The 18,355-nt window shown below is 67.7% G+C and carries 14 protein-coding genes and 3 pseudogenes; 8 read left to right on the top strand and 9 right to left on the bottom strand.

The features are described 5' to 3' along the window. Position 1: 1 nt before the first annotated feature. Together EO174_RS14515 and EO174_RS14510 are read left to right on the top strand one after the other, a co-directional pair. Complete coding sequence (locus EO174_RS14515) at positions 2-1,297, top strand: ectonucleotide pyrophosphatase/phosphodiesterase (RefSeq protein ID WP_126945258.1); 1,296 nt, start codon at positions 2-4, stop codon at positions 1,295-1,297. A 43-nt stretch (positions 1,298-1,340) separates the two neighbouring features. After that, positions 1,341-2,636 (top strand): annotated as a pseudogene (locus EO174_RS14510) (chloride channel protein); the annotation flags it as partial. A 123-nt stretch (positions 2,637-2,759) separates the two neighbouring features. Here EO174_RS14510 and EO174_RS14505 read toward each other — a convergent pair. Further along, positions 2,760-2,942 carry a 30S ribosomal protein THX gene (locus EO174_RS14505; protein WP_016904806.1) on the bottom strand — a complete coding sequence of 61 codons (183 nt, stop codon included), beginning with the start codon at positions 2,940-2,942 and terminating at the stop codon, positions 2,760-2,762. A 136-nt stretch (positions 2,943-3,078) separates the two neighbouring features. After that, positions 3,079-3,495, bottom strand: a complete 417-nt coding sequence (locus tag EO174_RS14500) for a MerC domain-containing protein (protein ID WP_115047424.1) — start codon at positions 3,493-3,495, stop codon at positions 3,079-3,081. Positions 3,496-3,658: 163 nt separating this feature from the next. Here EO174_RS14500 and EO174_RS14495 point away from each other — a divergent pair, with 163 nt between their 5' ends. Together EO174_RS14495 and EO174_RS14490 are read left to right on the top strand one after the other, a co-directional pair. Beyond that, complete coding sequence (locus EO174_RS14495) at positions 3,659-5,725, top strand: TonB-dependent receptor (protein WP_126945254.1); 2,067 nt, start codon at positions 3,659-3,661, stop codon at positions 5,723-5,725. 408 nt (positions 5,726-6,133) lie between these two features. Continuing rightward, on the top strand, positions 6,134-8,512 hold the full coding sequence (locus EO174_RS14490) for a TonB-dependent receptor (protein WP_126945252.1): 2,379 nt from the start codon (positions 6,134-6,136) through the stop codon (positions 8,510-8,512). Positions 8,513-8,617: 105 nt separating this feature from the next. Here the strand turns inward: EO174_RS14490 and EO174_RS14485 are convergent, their stop codons facing one another. Together EO174_RS14485 and EO174_RS14480 are read right to left on the bottom strand one after the other, a co-directional pair. After that, positions 8,618-9,649, bottom strand: coding sequence for an aldo/keto reductase (locus EO174_RS14485; RefSeq protein WP_126945249.1), 1,032 nt, complete (start codon positions 9,647-9,649; stop codon positions 8,618-8,620). Between the two features lie 165 nt (positions 9,650-9,814). Next, positions 9,815-11,026 (bottom strand): MFS transporter, encoded by a 1,212-nt coding sequence (locus EO174_RS14480; RefSeq protein ID WP_126945246.1) that lies wholly within the window; start codon positions 11,024-11,026, stop codon positions 9,815-9,817. Positions 11,027-11,126: 100 nt separating this feature from the next. Between EO174_RS14480 and EO174_RS14475 the strand changes: the two genes are divergently transcribed. Next, positions 11,127-12,041, top strand: coding sequence for a LysR family transcriptional regulator (locus EO174_RS14475; RefSeq protein ID WP_126945243.1), 915 nt, complete (start codon positions 11,127-11,129; stop codon positions 12,039-12,041). A 385-nt stretch (positions 12,042-12,426) separates the two neighbouring features. Next, positions 12,427-12,610 (top strand): annotated as a pseudogene (locus EO174_RS23235) (hypothetical protein); the annotation flags it as partial. A 16-nt stretch (positions 12,611-12,626) separates the two neighbouring features. On the opposite strand, the gene EO174_RS14465 reads toward EO174_RS23235, so the two are convergent. Beyond that, positions 12,627-12,830: a hypothetical protein gene (locus EO174_RS14465; protein ID WP_126945240.1), complete on the bottom strand. Its 204-nt coding sequence runs from the start codon at positions 12,828-12,830 to the stop codon at positions 12,627-12,629. 240 nt (positions 12,831-13,070) lie between these two features. Between EO174_RS14465 and EO174_RS14460 the strand changes: the two genes are divergently transcribed. Then, positions 13,071-13,979 carry an AraC family transcriptional regulator gene (locus EO174_RS14460; RefSeq protein WP_126945237.1) on the top strand — a complete coding sequence of 303 codons (909 nt, stop codon included), beginning with the start codon at positions 13,071-13,073 and terminating at the stop codon, positions 13,977-13,979. 102 nt (positions 13,980-14,081) lie between these two features. Here EO174_RS14460 and EO174_RS14455 read toward each other — a convergent pair whose 3' ends face one another. Then, positions 14,082-14,555, bottom strand: a complete 474-nt coding sequence (locus tag EO174_RS14455; protein ID WP_164740213.1) for a cupin domain-containing protein — start codon at positions 14,553-14,555, stop codon at positions 14,082-14,084. A gap of 193 nt (positions 14,556-14,748) precedes the next feature. Here EO174_RS14455 and EO174_RS14450 point away from each other — a divergent pair, with 193 nt between their 5' ends. Further along, entirely contained in the window at positions 14,749-15,648 is a 900-nt protein-coding gene (locus EO174_RS14450) for a LysR family transcriptional regulator (protein ID WP_126945234.1), read from the top strand. A 256-nt stretch (positions 15,649-15,904) separates the two neighbouring features. Here EO174_RS14450 and EO174_RS14445 read toward each other — a convergent pair. The 3 genes and pseudogenes from EO174_RS14445 to EO174_RS14435 form a co-directional block, all read right to left on the bottom strand. Next, positions 15,905-16,063, bottom strand: a pseudogene (locus EO174_RS14445) (aldo/keto reductase); the annotation flags it as partial. A gap of 118 nt (positions 16,064-16,181) precedes the next feature. Next, positions 16,182-16,865 carry a TetR/AcrR family transcriptional regulator gene (locus EO174_RS14440; protein ID WP_104581865.1) on the bottom strand — a complete coding sequence of 228 codons (684 nt, stop codon included), beginning with the start codon at positions 16,863-16,865 and terminating at the stop codon, positions 16,182-16,184. Beyond that, a complete protein-coding gene (locus EO174_RS14435; protein WP_126945231.1) occupies positions 16,858-18,354 on the bottom strand; it encodes an efflux transporter outer membrane subunit in 1,497 nt (498 codons plus the stop codon). Before EO174_RS14435 ends, EO174_RS14440 begins: the two co-directional genes overlap by 8 nt. Position 18,355 lies beyond the last annotated feature (1 nt).

The following is an 18,355-nucleotide window of genomic DNA, read 5'->3' as shown; positions in this document are numbered from 1 at the left end:
GATGATCGATCGACGTCCTGTGTTTGCCGCGCTTGCGCTGCTCGCGGCCTGTACCTCCCTCTCCCCTTCGCGTCACGCGCCAGCGCCCGTCGCGGCGGTGCCCGCCCCGGCGCACGCACCGCGCAACGATGCGCCGCACAGCGTGCTGCTGATCTCCATCGACGGCCTGCGCGCGGACATGCTCGATCGCGGCATCACACCGCATCTGTCGCAGCTGGCGCACGACGGCGTGCGTGCGCGCTGGATGACGCCGTCGTACCCGTCGCTGACCTTTCCCAATCACTACACGCTGGTCACCGGCCTGCGACCGGACCACCACGGCATCGTGCACAACAGCATGCGCGATGCGACGCTGGGGGGCTTCTGGTTGAGCAAGCAGGACGCGGTCGGCGATGCGCGCTGGTGGGGCGGCGAGCCGCTGTGGGTCGGCGCCGAAACGCACGGCCTGCATGCCGCGACCTGGTCGTGGCCCGGCAGCGAGGCGGCGATTGGCGGTGTGCGCCCCACGCGGTGGCGCCACTACGAAGAAGGCACCAGCCTGGACGCGCGCGTGGACGAGGTGCTGGGGTGGCTGGCCGCGTCCGGCGCCGACCGCAACCGCCTGGTCACGCTGTACTTCGAACACGTGGACGAAGCCGGCCACGACCACGGCCCGGAATCACGCCAATACGCCGACAGCGTGCGTGCGGTGGATGGCGCGATCGGCCGGCTGCTGGCCGGCATGCAGCGCGACGGCACGCGCGAGCGCACCAACATCGTCGTGGTGTCCGACCACGGCATGGCCGAGGTGCCGCCCGGGCAGGCGATCAGCGTGCAGGACATGGTGCGGCCAGATATCGCCACCGCCGTGACCGAGGGGCAGGTGATCGGCTTTGCGCCATTGCCGGGACAGCAGGCCCGCGCCGAAGCCGGCCTGCTCGGCGCGCATGCGCAGTACGACTGCTGGCGCAAGACGGCGCTGCCCGCACGCTGGCACTACGGCACCCATCCGCGCATTCCGCCGATCGTGTGCCAGATGCACGAAGGCTGGGATGCACTGTTCCCGGACAAGCTGGCCAGGCGCCCGCGCGATCAGATGCGCGGTTCGCACGGCTTCGATCCGGCGCTGCCGTCGATGCGCGCGGTGTTCCTGGCGCAGGGCCCGGATCTGGCGCAGGGCAAGACCTTGCCGGGCTTCGACAACGTCGATGTGTATGCGCTGATGACACGATTGCTGGGCATTCCTGCCGCGCCCAACGATGGCAATCCCGCCACGCTGCTGCCGGCCTTGCGCGTGCCGCCGGCCGATACGCGCTGAGTGACGCGTCGCGGCCGCGCTGCGCGGATGCGACAATGGCGCCATGTCTGCTCCTGATCCCTCGCCGCGCCGGCTTCGGCTGCGGCCGTTGTTGTCCAGCCAAGGCTGGCGTCGCCGCGCTGCACTGTGGGGTGGCGCAATTGCAGTAGCACTGGTGGCGATCGTGTTCGCCAAGGCCAGCGACGCCGCCTTCCAGGTGTTCCAGCGCATCACCGCGCATTCGATCTGGTGGGCGCTGCTGCTGACGCCGGGCATCTTCGCCCTGCTGGCCTGGCTCACCTCCGGCGCGATGCGGCCCACGCGTGGCAGCGGCATTCCGCAGGTCATCGCGGCGCTGGAACATGACGACGCGGCATTCCGCCAGAGCAATCTGTCGCTGCGCGTGTCGATCGGCAAGCTTGCCCTGACCACCTTGTCGCTGCTCGGTGGCGCCTCGGTCGGCCGCGAAGGCCCCACCGTGCATGTCGGCGCCAGCCTGATGCATGTGTTCGGGCGCTGGTTCGGGTTCCATGATCCGCGCGAGCTCTCGCATTTCCTGCTGGCGGGCGGCGCTGCCGGTATCGCCGCGGCGTTCAACACGCCGCTGGCCGGGGTGGTGTTTGCGATCGAGGAATTGAGCGGGCGCTTCGAACACCGCTTCTCAGGCACCCTGCTGACCGCGGTGATCGTCGGCGGCGTGGTGTCGCTGGGCCTGTTGGGCAACTACACCTATTTCGGCAAGGTGGCGGTGGCCTTGCCGCTGGGCCAGGCCTGGCTGGCGATCGCGCTCTGCGGCTGCGTGGCCGGCCTGCTCGGCGGCATCTTCGCGCGCCTGGTGCTGGCCAGCGTCGGCGGCAAGCCACGCTGGCTGGCAACGCTGCGTCAGCGCCATCCGGTGCTGCTGGCCGCGCTGTGCGGCGTGGCCCTGGTTGGCCTGGCGCTGGTGTTCGGGCAGGGCGCGTTCGGCACCGGCTACGAGCAGGCGCGCAGCCTGGTGCAGGGCCACGCAGTGGTCGGCCACGAATTCGGGCTGATGAAGCTGCTGGCCAACCTGGTCTCGTACCTGGCCGGCATTCCGGGCGGGCTGTTCTCGCCGGCGCTGGCGGTGGGTGCCGGCATCGGCCACAACCTGTCGGTGCTGATGCCGGGCGTGGACCCGCGCACCTTCGTGCTGCTGGGCATGTGCGCGTATCTGACCGGCGTGACCCAGGCGCCACTGACCTCGGCGGTGATCTCGCTGGAACTGACCGACACCAGCCAGATGCTGCTGCCGATCCTGGCCACCGTGCTGATTGCGCGTGCCATGTCCGCGCTGGTGTGCAGGACGCCGATCTATCGCGGCCTGGCCGAACAGCTGCTGGCACCGACGCCGACACGCCCACCGCAGGCTGCGGCAGCGCCGCACTAAACCAGCGGCGTCGATGCGGGACATAAAAAACGCGGCGCAAGCGCCGCGTTCTGGTGTCGCGAAGCGGGCTAGGGATCAGCCGGCCTTGGCAACGGTCTTCTTGGCGACAGCCTTCTTGGCCGGAGCCTTGACCACGCCCTTCTTGGCAACCGGGGCAGCTGCACCCACGACGACCTTGCTCACCGCGTGCGAACGCGAATTGCCGTAGCTGGAATTGTAGCGCTTGCCCTTGGCGGTCTTGCGGTCACCCTTACCCATGTTCGTCGACTCCTGAATGTGAATACTGAATACAAAATCCCCGCGCTGAACACGGGTCTGGCGAGGTTTACGCCGGCGGCGCCCTCGCGCAAGGCCGGCAAGCCTACCACGTAGGCCCCTGCCCGCGCAGCCCGGGCTAGTGGACGCAGCTGGCGTCGTGGACGTGGGCGTGCCCGTGATTCAGACGCAGGTTGACCAGGTGGGCGATGCCGACCAGCGCGCCGCCGAGCGTCATCACCACGGCATGCGGCAGCACCGCGTGATGCAGCGGGTCGTACAGCAGGCCGGCCCACAGCAACAACAGGCCCGGCAGCAGCAGCGCCAGCGCATGCAGCGCCTTGTGCCGGCGATAGCCCAGCACCAGGCTGAACAGGCCCAGCAGCGTCACGAACACCACGATGACCCGTTCGACCCCGTCGCCCAGCCAGAACGACAGGCCCAGGGACGGGGCCAGGGCCAGCACCAGCGGCAGCACCGCGCAATGCACGGCGCACAGCAGCGAACCGGTCGCACCGAAGCGGTCGAGCACATGGCGAAGAGACGGTAGAGGCATGACTTCCAGCAGGGGCTCGCGGCGATGTGGAATAATATAACATCTTCCTTGTTCCAGGCCCGCATCACTGCATCGCGCAGCTGAGCGGGTCCCGCCGTCGGCGCAGTGGCCAAGCTGCGCCTTATCGTTGATATAAAGTAACAACCACAGAGTCCGGCCCGCCATGCACCCTCGCCCCGTTTTCTCGTTTCGTCGCTCCACCCTTTCGCTGGCCCTGACCAGCCTGCTGACGCCCGCCCTGGCCATGGCCGCGGACGCACCGGCGGTTGCTGACCCGCAGACCCCGCCCAGCTCGGACACGCGCCACGACGCCACCGCTTCCAGTGGCCGCCACATCAAGGACCTGGACAAGGTCGTCGTCACCGCCAGCCCGCTGCGCGATGCGGCCGGCGAGCTGAGCCGCCCGGTCGAAGTGCTGGCCGGCGAACGCCTGGACGAAGTGCGCAGTTCCAGCCTGGGCGAAACCGTGGCCAGCCTGCCCGGCGTGCAGAGTTCCAACTTCGGCCCCGGCGTCGGCCGGCCGATCATCCGTGGCCTGGACGGCCCGCGCGTGGCGGTGCTGCGCGACGGCCTGTCCACCCAGGACGTGTCCACGGTCAGCCAGGATCACTCGCCGGCGATCGAGCCGTTCCTGGCCAACCAGATCGAAGTGCTCAAGGGTCCGTCCACGCTGCTGTACGGCTCCGGCGCGATCGGCGGCGTGGTCAACGTGGTCGACGGACGCATTGCCGAAACCCCGGTGGACGGCTTCAGCGGCCGCGCCGAAGTGCGCTTCGACGGCGGCGACAAGGACGGCAACACCGACATGTTCCGCGTCGATGCCGGCAACGGCAGCGGCCTGTCGATCCATGCCGACGGCGTGTACCGCAACCAGAACGATTACGACACCCCGCAAGGACGCCAGGCCAATTCCTGGATCGACTCCAAGGTCGGCTCGGTCGGCGCCTCGCTGTCCGGCGACTGGGGCTTCGTCGGCCTGTCGGCCTCGCGCTTCCGCGACAACTACGGCAACCCCGGCGAGCCGGGCGATCTGTCGATCGGCGAGCGCGGGGTGTCGTTGAAGCTGCAGCAGGACCGCTACGACCTCAAGGGCGGGCTGACCGATCCCTGGGGCGAAGGCAGTGCATTGCGCTACAGCTTCGGCCACACCGATTACGCGCATACCGAATTCGAAGGCGAAGAAGTGGGCACCGTGTTCACCAAGCGCGCCAACGAAGGCCGCGTGGAGGCCTCCTTCACCTTCGGCGGCGGCTGGCAGACCGCATTCGGCCTGCAGGGCAGCGACACCACCTTCCAGGCAGTGGGCGAAGAATCCTTCGTCCCCAAGACCGACACCCGCTCGCTGGGCGTGTTCGGCGTTGCGCGCAACAGCTGGGACCGCGTCACCGCCGAAATCGGCGCGCGCGTGGACAAGGTCAAGTACACCACCGACATCGGCGTGGACCGCGACTTCACCCCGACCAGCTTCTCGGCTAGCGGCGGTTTCCGCTTCAACGAACAGTGGCGCCTGACCGCCAACCTCGACCATGCCGAGCGCGCGCCGGCCGAGGAGGAGCTGTTCGCCAACGGCCCGCATATCGCCACCCTCGCCTACGAGATCGGCGATGCGGACCTGAAGACCGAGAAGGCCAACCAGGCCGAGCTGGGGCTGAACTTCCAGAACACCTGGGTCGATGCCAAGATCGCTGCGTACTACAACCGCTACAACGACTTCGTCTACATCGTCGATACCGGCGGCCAGTGGTTCAACGAAGAGGACAACGACTTCCTGCCGATCCGCCAGTGGACGCAGAACGATGCGGTCTTCCACGGTTTCGAGGGCGAGGCCACCTTCCATCTGGCCGACAACGACACTGGCGCGTGGGACCTGCGCGTGTTCGGCGACACCGTGCGTGCGCGCCTGAAGGATGGCGGCAACCTGCCGCGCATCGCCCCGGGCCGTGTCGGCGCGCAGATGCGCTGGAATGCCGATGCATGGCGCGCCTCGCTCGGTGCCACCCGCACCATGAAGCAGGACAAGGTGGCAGTGAACGAAACCCCGACCGACGGCTACACGTTCGTCGATGCGCATCTGGCCTACCACGTGGACCGCGGCAGCAATGCGTGGGAAGTGTTCCTGGACGGCAACAACCTGACCAACCAGGACGCACGCGTGCACACCTCCTTCCTCAAGGACGATGTGATGCTTCCCGGCCGCAGCGCCTCGTTCGGCGTGCGCATGTTCTTCTGACGGTACCTCTCTCCCGCCGTCATAAGCGAGGCCGCCTTCGGGCGGCCTCGTCATGTGTCAGCTTGCGCAGCCGGCTGGTGGTCGCACGGCAGAAAACAGCTGCATGTGCAGACGGTACGTGATGCGCTTGGCACCGGTTGCGATCGGGCAGGACGCCTTCGTTCCTGGTCCGTGCACCGCTGCGGAGGGCCGGCACCTGCGTTGCCTGGCTGCCGACCAGCCCGCCATCGCGGTCTGCCGCTGATGCGGCGCACAACAGCTTTTGCCACGGCTTCCATTAGAACGGCAACACGCACTGCATGCGCGCGTTGCCGTTCCGGCGCGCTCCTGTGCGGCACATCACCTTTCCGGCGCCCGCCCGTGTTTTGCGGGGCTTGCGTCGATCGCTGCGATTGAAGGAGAGCACGCATGACCTCGTCCCTGTCCCGCCACGCCCTGTCATTGACCATCATCGCCCTGCTCAGCCCTGTCGCCTACGCGCAAACCGCCCCTGCGGCACCGCCGCAACAGGACGCCACCACGCTGGATGCGGTGATCGTCAGCGGCACCGCGCGCTTCAAGGGCCTGGCCAAGCGCGATGCCAGCTTTTCGATCACCACCGCCAGCCCGGAGCAGATTCAGCAGGCCGTCCCGCAGAGCACCGCGGACCTGTTGAAGATCGTGCCGGGCGTATGGGCCGAGCCCAGCGGTGGCGGCACCGGTGCCAACATCTTCGTGCGCGGCATGCCGTCCGAAGGCGATGCGCCGTTCGTGACCATGCAACTGGACGGCTCGCCGCTGTTTCCGCCGCCAAGCCTGTCGTTTCTGGAAAATTCCACGCTGTTCCGTGTCGACGACACGGTCGAGCGCATGGAGGTGTTGCGTGGCGGTTCCAGCCCGATCTTCTCCAACGGGCAGCCGGGGCTGACGGTCAATTTCATCCAGAAAAAAGGCCAGGACGAACCGGAAGGCAGCGTGCGCCTGACCGGCGGCAACAACGCCCTGCGCCGCATCGATGTGTTCAACAGCGGGCCGATGGGCAATGGCTGGTACTACAGCGTGGGAGGGTTCTTCCGCGAAACCGATGGGGTGCGCGACCCGCAGTTCGCCGCCGACAAGGGCGGCCAGTTCAGCGCCACGCTGAGCAAGCGCTGGGACAGCGGCGAGGTGTCGTTCTACGCGCGGCATACCGACGACAACAACGCCTTCTACACCGCCATTCCGCTGCTGTCGCGCAACAACGGCAACGACCTGTCCAGTTTCCCCGGCTTGAATGCGCAGACCGGCACCCTGCTCGGCCGCGATTTCCGCAATGTCGATCTGCTGGTCGGGCCGAACGGGCAGACCATCCAGCGCGATCTGGCCGATGGGCGCGGCGTCAACATCGATGTGTTCGGCGGCGAATTGAACTGGGAGCGCGGCGACTGGACCATCGCCGACCGCTTCAACGTGATGAGCGGCAGCGCGCCGACCTATGCCCTGTTCACCGGGGATGCACCGCAGCGGCTGGGCGACTTCATCGCCGGCTATGGCAGCGCTGGCAGCGGCCGCTTCACCAACGGCGGCGGCGCGGTGGATCCGAACCAGCAGGTGCTGGAAGCCGGCTGGTGGTCGGTGGACAAGCGCCTGAACTCGGTCACCAACGACCTGCGCCTGAGCCGCGAACTGTTTGCCGGCAATACGCTCACCGTAGGCACGTACTACGCCAGGTATTCCTCCGCAGATACCTGGTACCTGGGCAACACCATGTTGCTCACAGCGCAGAACAACGCGCGCCGCATCGACGTGGATCTGGCTGACGGGCGCCAGGCCACGCGGCAGGGCTTCACCAGCACTGCGTTCTTCAACCTGCGCGCCAACTACGACGGCGAGAACATCGCCGCCTTCGTCGCCGACGAATGGGAAATCAACGACCAGCTGCGTCTGGACCTGGGCGCACGCTACGAGCGCCAGAGCGTCACCGGTGACGTGCACGACACCGCCACGGTGGACCTGGACGGCAACCCGGCCACGCTGTACGACAACGCCACCTCGCTGGCGCTGGCCAGCACGCGCCGCATCGACCAGGACGACGAGGCGTTCTCGTGGACGGCGGGCCTGAACTTCAAGCTCAACGACAGCAACAGCCTGTTCGCCCGCGTCAACTCGGGGGTGAAGTTTCCCGGCTTCGACAATCTGCGCGATGGCCAGAATCGCGTGCAGGACGTGGATCAGTACGAACTCGGGCTCAAATCCGGCGCCAGCAGCTACGACCTGTATCTCACTGCGTTCTACAACACCTTCAAGAACTCGCCATTCCAGGCGTTTCTGGCCAATGGCGAGAACTTCACCACCGTTGGGGATTCGCGCGCGCGCGGCCTGGAGGTGGAAGGCGCCATCCGCCCGTTCGGCGGCTTCGAGCTGGCCGGCACCGGCGTGTGGCTGGATGCGAAATACCGCAACTACCGCGAGTTCACCGGCAACCAGGTGATGCGCCAGCCCAAGCGGCAGTTCCGCGTGACGCCCAGCTACTACTGGATGCTGCCGTTCGGCGACCTCAAGCTGTTCGCCACCTACTCCTACATCGGCGATCGCTTCGCCGACCTGGCCAACAGCCAGCGCCTGCCGTCCTACGACATGGTGGATATCGGCGCCAACCTGCATGTGGGCGAGCATTGGGAAGTGACCGCCAGCGGCAGCAACGTCACCGATACGCTGGGGCTGACCGAAGGCAATGTGCGCGTGCCCGGTGCGGCCACCGGCGGCGTGTTCATGGGCCGGCCGATCGCCGGGCGGCAATACCAGATGTCGGTGGCGTATCGCTGGTGATCCGCGCAGAAGGCATGCACCTGTCGCTGCCCACGCCGCAGCGTGCGCCCACCAGCCCGCGCGTGGTGCTGGCGTCTGCCGGTGGCACGCGGGCGGCCACCATGCCTATACCGGCAGCGGGCTGCGCTCTGCAAAATGCCCGCGCCAATACGGGTAGTACGGATACGGCGGCTCCACTGCGCTCACCGCCTCCAGGCGCGTGCGCTGCTCGGCCGTCAGCGACCAGCCCACCGCACCCAGGTTCTGGCGCAGCTGGGTTTCGTCGCGCGCGCCGATCAGCACCGTGCTGACGGTGGGCCGCTGCAGCAGCCAGTTGATGGCGATCTGCGGCACGCTGCGCCCGGTCTCCTCGGCAATGGCGTCCAGCACATCGACAATGTCGAACAGGCGCTCATCGCTGATCGCAGGGCCCGCAGCGGCCGTCGTATGCAGGCGGCTGGTGTCCGGCAGCGGTTGGCCGCGGCGCAGCTTGCCGGTCAGGCGGCCCCACCCCAGCGGACTCCACACCACTGCGCCCACGCCCTGGTCGATGCCCAGCGGCATCAGCTCCCATTCGTAGTCGCGCCCGGCCAGCGAATAGTAGGTCTGGTTGGCCACGAAGCGGCTCCAGCCATGCGCGTCCGCCACAGATAACGACTTCATCAACTGCCAGCCGGCGTAGTTCGACGCGCCCAGATAGCGCACCTTTCCTGCACGCACCAGCTCATCCAGCGTGGACAGGGTTTCCTCCATCGGCGTCATCGCATCGAAGGCATGCAGCTGCAGCAGATCGATATGGTCGGTGCGCAGGCGCCGCAACGAGGCATCCACCGCACGCAACAGGCGGAAGCGCGAGGCACCAGCATCGTTGGGCCCATCGCCCAGGCGCAGGCCGGTCTTGGTCGACAGGATCACCTGATCGCGGCGCCCCTGCAGCGCCTGGCCGAGAATCTCTTCGGAGGCACCGTCCGAATACACATCGGCGGTGTCGAACAAGTTCAGGCCCGCCTCCAGGCACAGATCGATCATGCGCTGCGCCTGCGCCACATCGGTATCGCCCCAGGCAGAAAACAGCGGCCCCTTGCCGCCAAAGGTACCGGCACCCAGGCCGAGCACCGGCACCTTGAAACCGGACCGGCCGAGAAAACGTGTGTCCATCGCACTACTCCCTGAAATCGAAAGAAAATCCACGCGCAGTGCCGGAGGATCGGCCACTGCGCGACGCCAGCCGCGACGGTCCGCTCGCCGGCGACCTACGCCGATGGCGCCGATCGCAGGTCTGCCGGTTGCGCAAGTACTGCGCGCTGCGCCCGCAGGACCGAATCAACCCGCCTGCACGCAGACGCCCGGCGCAGCGGCACGCCGGCGTTGCAGCTGCACGCTCCACAACGCGATCCCCAGGCCCATCGCGCTCAACAACGCGGCGACCCACGGCGTGGCAACCAGGCCGGCATGGGTGGCGATCACCACACCGCCCAGCCAGGCGCCCACGGCATTGCCCAGATTGAACGCGGCGATATTGAGACTGGAGGCCAGGTTCTGGCCGGCACCACGCGCATGCTCGAGCACGCGCAGTTGCAGCGGCGCCACGGTGGCGAAGGCGGCCACGCCCAGCAGCCCGACGAACACCACCATCGCGGTCTTGTTGTGCAGGACCAGGCCCATCGCAGCGAGCACCACCACCAATGCCCCCAGGCTGCCCAGCAAGGCGGCGGTGGGACGCCGGTCGGCCAGACGCCCGCCGAGCAGATTGCCCACGATCATGCCGACGCCGAAGACCAGCAACACCGGCGACACCGCGGTCTGCGCAAAACCGGTCACCTCCACCAGCAACGGCTGGATATAGGTGAACACCGCGAACACGCCGGCATAGCCCACCACCGTCATCGCCAGCGCCAGCACCACCTGCCCGCGCCCCAGCACGGCCACTTCCTGCCGCCATGACACCGCTGCGGCCGCGCCTGCGTTCGCCGGTACCCACAGCGCCACCGCGGCCGTGGCCAGCACGCCGACGCTCGCAACCGCCCAGAACGTCGCCCGCCAGCCCAGCTGCAGGCCCAGCCAGGCGCCCGCCGGCACCCCCAGCAGGGTGGCCACGGTCAGCCCGGCAAACATCAGCGAGATTGCCGAGGCGCGGCGCTCGGCCGGGACCAGCGAGGTCGCCACCACCGCGCCCACGCCGAAGAAGGTGCCGTGCGCCAGCGAGGTCAGCACGCGCGCAACCATCAGGCTGGTGTAGTCCGGCGCCAGCGCGCAGGCCACGTTGCCCAGGGTGAAGATCGCCATCAACCCGACCAGCACCGCCTTGCGCGGCAAGCGCGCACTGGCCAGCGTCAGCACCGGCGCCCCGACGAACACACCCAGCGCATAGCCGCTGATCAGCAGGCCGGCGGCGCTGAGCGACACGCCCAGGTCGGTGGCCACCTGCTGCAGCAGGCCCATGATCACGAACTCGGTGGTGCCGATGCCGAAGGCACCGATGGTCAGCGCCAGCAGCGCTGGCGGAAAGCGGGAAGAACGCGTGGAAGCGGACATGGGCAGGGACCAGGGAAGACGACCCACAGCCTGCGCTCCGGCGTCCTAAGCAAAAACCCCTGCTATCCTGATTCACTATCAACCAATCATTGAGAATCACATGGACCGCCTCGGCGACATCGCGCTGTTCCTGCGCGTGCTCGATTCCGGCTCGATCACCGCCGGTGCGCGCAGCCTGGACCTGTCGCTGGCGGTCGCCAGCCAGCGCCTGAAGCGGCTGGAACGCGACCTGGGCGTGCGCCTGCTGCACCGGACCACGCGCCGGCTGCACCCCACACCCGAGGGCCAGCGCCTGGCCGAGCGCGGCCGCGTGCTGGTGCAGGATCTGGACGCGCTGGCCGACGACCTGCGCGAGAGCGCACACGCGGTCGGCGGCATCCTGCGCATGACCCTGTCGGCCTCGTTCGGGCGGCAATACGTGTCGCCGCTGCTGCCGGAATTCCAAGCCCGGCATCCGCGCGTGCACATCAGCGCGCATCTGAGCGACGACCTGGTGGACCTGGTCAGGCAAGGCTTCGATCTGGCGATCCGCATCGGCCCGCTGGACGACTCCGGGCTGGTGGCGCGGCGCATCGCCGACAACCGCCGCACCCTCGCCGCCTCGCCCGAGTATCTGCAGCGCCACGGCACCCCACGCACGCCGGACGATCTGGCCGGGCACGCCGGCGTGCTGCTGATGGGCCGCGACGGCCGCCAGGACGTGTGGCGGTTGCAAACGCCGGAGGGCGGCCTGGTACGCGTGCGCATGCAAAGCCGCTTCGAAAGCAATTTCGGTGAGTTGATCCGCGACGCGGCCGTCGCCGGCCAGGGCATCGCGTTGCATTCGTACTGGCACATTGCCGAGGAACTGCGCGACGGCCGGTTGGTCGAGGTCCTCCCCGACTACCCGCCACCGACCACGCAGATCAACGCGGTGATGCCGGCGCGCCAGCTGCAGCCACCGCGCGTGCGCGCATTCGTGGAGTTTCTGCTGGAACGCCTGGGCGAAGTGCCGCCCTGGGAGCGTGTCGGTTGAACGCAAGTTTGGTGCTTGCGTCGGCCAGTGCTGGCTGGACGCGGAGCGATGCGTGGCTGCGACGTGACGTCTTGGAGAGCAGCCAATCTACGGCTTTGCGGATGGATCAGCTGTAGAGCGGGTGATCTGCGGCTTTACTGCATGCCCCTCGCCCGCCCACCATCGCAGGACACGCCGCAAGTACGTCCGTATAGGTTCTGGCGCGGCATCCATGCCGCTCAAGGTCCCGCGACGGTAGGCGGGCAAGGACCTGTCGGGATGGTCGGTGTGCATGTGCAAGCAATGCACGATGCGCGTTGTTCGAAAATCAGGTTGTCCGATACTGATGCGCCGGCTCAGCATCGCAACATTTGCTGCACATCCGACGACAAGCGGCCTTTGATGCGATAACCGACCAACTTTCTGGTGCGGTGCCCTCGCCGCTTGCGGGACCCTCGGCGGCATGGATGCCGCCGAGGAGCCTCCAGGGACGGATTCACGGCGTGTCCCGCAGGTGGCGAGGGCACCGCGCATTCGACTCACCGCTCAACAAGGCGCGCGTGACCAACACGTCGCCGCTGCCGATATAGAGTTTTGTCGCCGCTCCTAGCCCCCCGCACGCACCAAGCGCTTGTGCAAGCCGCGCCGCTGCGCCTCGCTGAGCAGATGCCCATGCGTGTTCAACAATCCCAGGATCTGCTGATGCGCTTGCGCTGTGCGACGCGCAAGTTCGGCCGTGGCGGCGACCTCGAGCGCCTTCCAGTCGGCGGGGCTCGTCGGCGTGGGGATGGTCGAACGGTCTGCGGGCATGGGCGAGGCGATCACGGAAACAGACGCCCATGATACGGCGCGCGCGTGAGCGCCCTATCAGATCATGGCAGGCCTGTCGTGTTGAGGCGCTGGGCGCGCAAGCGCCTGAACGCACGTGTCGGCGCCAACCGGCGCTGTCGTGGCCTGCCGCTGCTGCGGACCTGCCGGCTCCATGACATCCGGTCTTGTACGATCGACGGCATCGCGGCCAGGCCGCCTGGTGCCACTGCCGAGTCCTGCATGTCCGCCTTGACCGAGATGACCGACATCCTGCTGCGCCACGCCCCTGGCGATGGCATGCACGCCACCCGGATTGCCGGGCTGCAGATCATGCGCAGCGCCTCGCCGACGGTGTCGGTGCCCACGGTCTATACGCCGATGCTGTGCCTGGTGGCGCAAGGCCGCAAGCAGGCGATGCTGGGTGCGGCGGCGTATCTCTATCACCCGCAGATGTATCTGGTGGCGTCGGTGGATCTGCCGATCGTCGGTTCAGTGATCGAGGCCAGCGCCGCGCAGCCGTATCTGTGTTTCTGCCTGGATCTGGACACTGCCGTGCTGAGCGACCTGGCCGTCAGCCACCCGGAGCTGGTCGAGCCGCAGCGCGATGCGGCGCAGGCCGGCTTGTTGCTCAACCACAGCACGCCGCCATTGCAGGACGCTGCGGTGCGGCTGGCGCGTCTGCTCGATCAACCCCAGGAGATCGCCGCGCTGGCACCGCTGGTGCTGCGCGAAGTGCTCTATCGCCTGATGGCCGATCCGGCCAATGCGGTGGTGCGCCAGATGGCCATCGCCGACAGCCGACTCAACCAGATTTCCAAAGCCATTGTCTGGCTGCGCGAGCATTACGCACAGCGCTTCCGCATCGAGCAGATTGCCGATCTGTCGGCAATGAGCCGCTCCACCTTTCATGCGCATTTCAAGGCGGTCACCTCGATGACGCCGCTGGAATATCGCTCGCATCTGCGCGTGCACGAAGCGCGCCGGCTGATGCTGGCCGAAGCGCTGAATGCCGCTGATGCCGGCTTCCGCGTCGGCTACGAGAGCGCCTCGCAATTCAGTCGCGACTACGCGCGCATTCTCGGCGCGCCGCCCGCACGTGACGCACAACGGTTGCGTGCAGGGGCACAGGCTGCGATACAAGCGGCGTAAGCCTGTCCGCGCGTAGTGGAGCGCAGTCACGCGCCCGCACTAAGCGACATGTATCATCGACGATGACGCGGCAGACCGCACCAGGTCATCGTGGAGCACCGTTCACTCGGCCGCGTACTGCGCCTCGCTGACCTGCTCCAGCCAGGTCACCGGCGAGCCATCCTGCGCTTCGGCGATGGCGATGTGCGACATCGCCACGGTCGCGTTAGCGCCGTGCCAGTGCTTGACGCCCGGCGGAATCCACACGATGTCGCCCGGGCGGATCTGCTGCGCCGGCTTGCCCCATTCCTGCACACGCCCGGCGCCGGCGGTGACGATCAGCGTCTGCCCCAACGGATGGGTGTGCCAGGCGGTGCGCGCGCCCGGCTCGAAGGTGACGGTGGCACCGCCCACCCGCGCCGGCGCATCGGCCTGGAAAGGCGCATCGATGCGCACGGTGCCGGTGAAATAGTCGGCCTGGCCGGCTGCAGATGCGGCGCCGCCGGCCTTGCTCACCCTGATCGCGTGTCGCTCTTCACCTGCGGGCGTGACGGCAGCCATCATCGACAGCGACATCGCAGTTGCAAACAGATTCATGGCCGTGCTCCTCGATCCAATAGCCTTGCACTGTAGCGTGCAGGCGCACCGGCATTACCCAGGCAGCAGCGCATGCACCTAGAAACACAGTGCATTAATGCGGCCATGACCCGCCGGGTGTGGAGCCATCACGCACCATCGCGCATGATGCAGCCGCATGAATGGCATGCGGTGGAGTCGGCATTCGCAACCAATGGCGCGGGAAAACCTCAACGATCTGCAGGCCTTCGTCGCCGTGGCGCGCGAAGGCAGCTTCACCCGCGCCGCCGCGCAGCTTGGCGTCTCGCAATCGGCGCTGAGCCATACCGTGCGCGCACTGGAAGCACGTCTGGGCATCCGCCTGTTGACCCGCACCACGCGCAGCGTGTCGATGACCGAAGCCGGCGCACGCCTGTTCGACACCCTGGCTCCGCGGCTGCAGGAGATCGACCACGAACTGTCCGCGCTCACCGAATTCCGCGACACGCCGGCCGGCACCATCCGTATCACCACTACCGGCCACGCCGCCGACGCCTACATCTGGCCAGCGTTGTCGCAGGTGCTGCCCGACTATCCTGACCTCAGGATCGAGATCACCGTCGATTACGGGCTGGCCGATATCGTTGCCCAGCGCTACGACATCGGCATCCGGCTGGGCGATCAGGTCGCCAAGGACATGATCGCGGTGCCGATCAGCCCGATGCAGCGCATGGCGGTGGTGGCGGTGCCGGGCTACTTCGTGCACCACACCATCCCTGCTGCCCCGGCCGACCTGGCCAGGCACAACTGCATCGGCCTGCGCCTGCCCACCCACGGCGGCTTGCTGGTCTGGGACTTCGAAAAGGACGGGCACGAGGTCAAGGTCCGCGTGGACGGGCAATGGACCTTCAACGGCAGCAGCGCGGTGCTGCGTGCCGCACTGGCCGGCGGCGGACTCGCGTTCTTGCCGGAAACCATGGTGCTGGAGCACCTCGCCGCCGGCCGGCTACGCCGCGTGCTGGAGGACTGGTGCGCCCCATTCGACGGCTATTACGCCTATTACCCCAGCCGCCGCCAATCCTCCAGCGCACTCAAGGTCGTGATCGACGCATTGCGGCACGATCCGGCGCGCTGACGCGTCTGTGTAGGAGCGTGCCTGCGCGCGACGGGGCTTTATCGGTAAGGCCCCGTCGCGCGCGGGCACGCTCCTACAACAGCGTCGGTTGGCGGCAGGTTTGAGGCTGGTGACCGACGTACTGCGGCAAGCTCTGGTGCGCTGACATGCGTGTGTAGGAGCGTGCCTGCGCGCGACGGGGGCTTTCTCGATAAAGCCCCATCGCGCGCGGGCACGCTGCTACAACTACGTCGGTTGGCGGTCAGGATCGCCGGGGTTATTTACCGACCAGCTTCTGCCGCTCCGGGCGGTAACGCTCGCCGACAATCGCCACCGCATCCAGTGCCTGCTGGATGCGCGCAAGATCCTCGCTGTTCAAGGTCAATGCGGCGCCGCCCAGATTTTCTTCCAGGCGATGCCGCTTGGTGGTGCCGGGAAAGTGCAGAGCGAACACCTTGCGCGCGGTCGCCGGCCCTAACCATAGCTCAGGCCCATGCAGCCCAGGCCCAGCGCGGACACCACCGCCCTCCCATCCATCACGCTGCCTGCCGCCGCTAGAACCCGCTCGGCACCTCGCGCTTGCCTGCCGTCGTCACCGCTGGCGATTGCGGCCGATACGCGCGCAGGAACAGCGCCACCGCACTGGCGACATACGCGTGCGGCGTGGCGGCCGGTGCCTGCAATGGGTCGCCACGCAGCGCCGCATTGGCCGGCATCCCGGTCATCAATCCGAAGAAATGCACCGAGGCATCCGGCAGATTGTCGATGACCAGGCTGCCCTGCTCCACTTCGCGCGCCAGCACCGCACGCATCGTGGTGTCGTAGCGTTCGAAGCCCAGCGTCCACATCTCCTCGCGCATCTGGCCGGGCAGTGCCGGCGGCCGCACCAGTCCATACGCGGCATCGCCCAGTGCATTGCTGGCCGCCATGCGCACCACCGCATCGGCGATGGCGAGCAGACGCACGGGCAATGGCCCGCGCATGTTCAACAGCGCCTCCCAGGGATTGGGCGATTGGTGCGCCAGCGCCTCCAGGGTGGTGCGGAACAGCACCTCCTTGGAGGCGAAATGCGCATACACCGTGGCCTTGGACACCATCGCGCGCTCGGCGATGCTGTCCATGCTGGTCCTGTCGAAGCCCTGGCGTGGAAACAGCTCGCCTGCCGCGCGCAGAATCGCACCACGTTTGTCGTGCGGTGCATGCCTGGGTGCTGGCGGTTCGGCAGCGGCGTCATCCACGTGGCTGCCCCGTCGCAGTCGTTGCCACCGCCGGCTCGGCCGATTGCAGCCAACCACCGCCCATCGCCTTGTAGAACGTCGCCAGATTGGTGAAGCGCGACAGCTGCGTGGTGATCAAGCTCTGCTGCGCGCTGTACAGCGAGCGCTGCGCATCCAGCGCCTGCAGGTAGCTGTCCACGCCGCGTTCGAAGCGCGCCTGCGACAGCCGGTAGCTGTCAGCGGTGGCGTCGACCAGGGCCTGTTGCGCCTGCAATTGCCGGCCCAGGGTCTCGCGTTGCGCGAGCGCATCGGAAACCTCGCGGAATGCGCTCTGGATCGCCTTTTCGTATTGCGCCACCTCGATGTCGCGGTTGGCCTTGGCCATGTCCAGGTTGGCGCGGTTACGCCCGGCGTTGAAGATCGGCAGCGTCAGCGTGGGCACGAAGCTCCAGGCGCGGGTGCCGGAATCGAACAGGTTGGACAGGCTACTGCTGGACGAGCCGGTCGATGCGGTCAGGCTGATGCTGGGGAAGAACGCCGCGCGCGCCGCACCGATGTTGGCATTGGCCGCACGCAGGTTGCGCTCGGCCTCGAGGATATCCGGGCGACGCTGCAGCAACTGCGACGGCAAGCCGGCCGGCACGCTGGCCAGCACGTTGCCGTCCACGCTGGCGCCATCGGGCAAGGCCCGCGGCAACAGCTCCGCCGGCAGCTGCGTGCCGACCAGCAGCACCAGGGCGTTGCGGTCCTGCGCCACCTGCGCGGTGTAGCGCTCCACGTCCACGCGTGCGGTTTCCACCGTGGTCTGCGCCTGGCGCAAGGTGAGCTGCGAAGCCACACCCAGCTCGAAACTGCGTTGCTGCAGGCGATAACTGTCGCCCTGGCTGCTCAAGGTGGACTGCGCCAGCTGCAGCAACTGCTGATCGGCCGCCAGCGTCAGATAGGCGGTGGCCACTTCGGCCACCAGGCTGATATGGGCGCTGCGGCGTGCCTCGGCGGTGGACAGGAACTGTTGCAGCGCCTGTTCCTTGAGGCTGCGCACACGCCCGAACAGATCCAGCTCGTACGCACTGACGCCGATGTTGGCGCTGTAGGTCCGGAACACCTGCGGCTGGCCTGGAATGGCCAGCTCCGCCGGCGTGCGCGCGTTATTGGCGGTGCCGGTGCCCTGCACGGCGGGCAGCAGCGCAGCGCGCTCCACCCGGTACTGCGCACGTGCCACCTCGATGTTGAGCGCGGCCACGCGCAGGTCGCGATTGTTCTCCAATGCCAGCGCGATCACCTGCTGTAGCGCCGGGTCGGTGAACACCTGCCGCCAGCCGATGCTGGCGATATCGACCGCCGGCTCGGGGCTGGCGGCAGCGGTGGTATTGGATGCCGTCGAGAGCTCGGTGCCGGCAAAACGCGCGGGCACCGGTACGTCGGGCCGTGCATAGCGCGGCATCAGGGTGCATCCGGACAGCACGCCGGCCACCGCGATCGCGGTCAATGTCATGCGGATCGGTGTCATC

Source organism: Xanthomonas sp. BRIP62418 (assembly GCF_003993495.1).
Classification (GTDB): Bacteria; Pseudomonadota; Gammaproteobacteria; order Xanthomonadales; family Xanthomonadaceae; genus Xanthomonas; species Xanthomonas euroxanthea.
This window is presented reverse-complemented; position numbering and strand designations above follow the sequence as displayed.

What these genes read in the sequence shown, in the direction of transcription:
- EO174_RS14485 (WP_126945249.1), bottom strand. Translation starts at nt 9,649, where the DNA reads ATGGACACACGTTTTCTCGGCCGGTCCGGTTTCAAGGTGCCGGTGCTC.
- EO174_RS14460 (WP_126945237.1), top strand. Translation starts at nt 13,071, where the DNA reads ATGTCCGCCTTGACCGAGATGACCGACATCCTGCTGCGCCACGCCCCT.
- EO174_RS14435 (WP_126945231.1), bottom strand. Translation starts at nt 18,354, where the DNA reads ATGACACCGATCCGCATGACATTGACCGCGATCGCGGTGGCCGGCGTG.
- EO174_RS14450 (WP_126945234.1), top strand. Translation starts at nt 14,749, where the DNA reads ATGGCGCGGGAAAACCTCAACGATCTGCAGGCCTTCGTCGCCGTGGCG.
- EO174_RS14515 (WP_126945258.1), top strand. Translation starts at nt 2, where the DNA reads ATGATCGATCGACGTCCTGTGTTTGCCGCGCTTGCGCTGCTCGCGGCC.
- EO174_RS14475 (WP_126945243.1), top strand. Translation starts at nt 11,127, where the DNA reads ATGGACCGCCTCGGCGACATCGCGCTGTTCCTGCGCGTGCTCGATTCC.
- EO174_RS14490 (WP_126945252.1), top strand. Translation starts at nt 6,134, where the DNA reads ATGACCTCGTCCCTGTCCCGCCACGCCCTGTCATTGACCATCATCGCC.
- EO174_RS14495 (WP_126945254.1), top strand. Translation starts at nt 3,659, where the DNA reads ATGCACCCTCGCCCCGTTTTCTCGTTTCGTCGCTCCACCCTTTCGCTG.
- EO174_RS14465 (WP_126945240.1), bottom strand. Translation starts at nt 12,830, where the DNA reads ATGCCCGCAGACCGTTCGACCATCCCCACGCCGACGAGCCCCGCCGAC.
- EO174_RS14480 (WP_126945246.1), bottom strand. Translation starts at nt 11,026, where the DNA reads ATGTCCGCTTCCACGCGTTCTTCCCGCTTTCCGCCAGCGCTGCTGGCG.
- EO174_RS14455 (WP_164740213.1), bottom strand. Translation starts at nt 14,555, where the DNA reads ATGAATCTGTTTGCAACTGCGATGTCGCTGTCGATGATGGCTGCCGTC.
- EO174_RS14505 (WP_016904806.1), bottom strand. Translation starts at nt 2,942, where the DNA reads ATGGGTAAGGGTGACCGCAAGACCGCCAAGGGCAAGCGCTACAATTCC.
- EO174_RS14500 (WP_115047424.1), bottom strand. Translation starts at nt 3,495, where the DNA reads ATGCCTCTACCGTCTCTTCGCCATGTGCTCGACCGCTTCGGTGCGACC.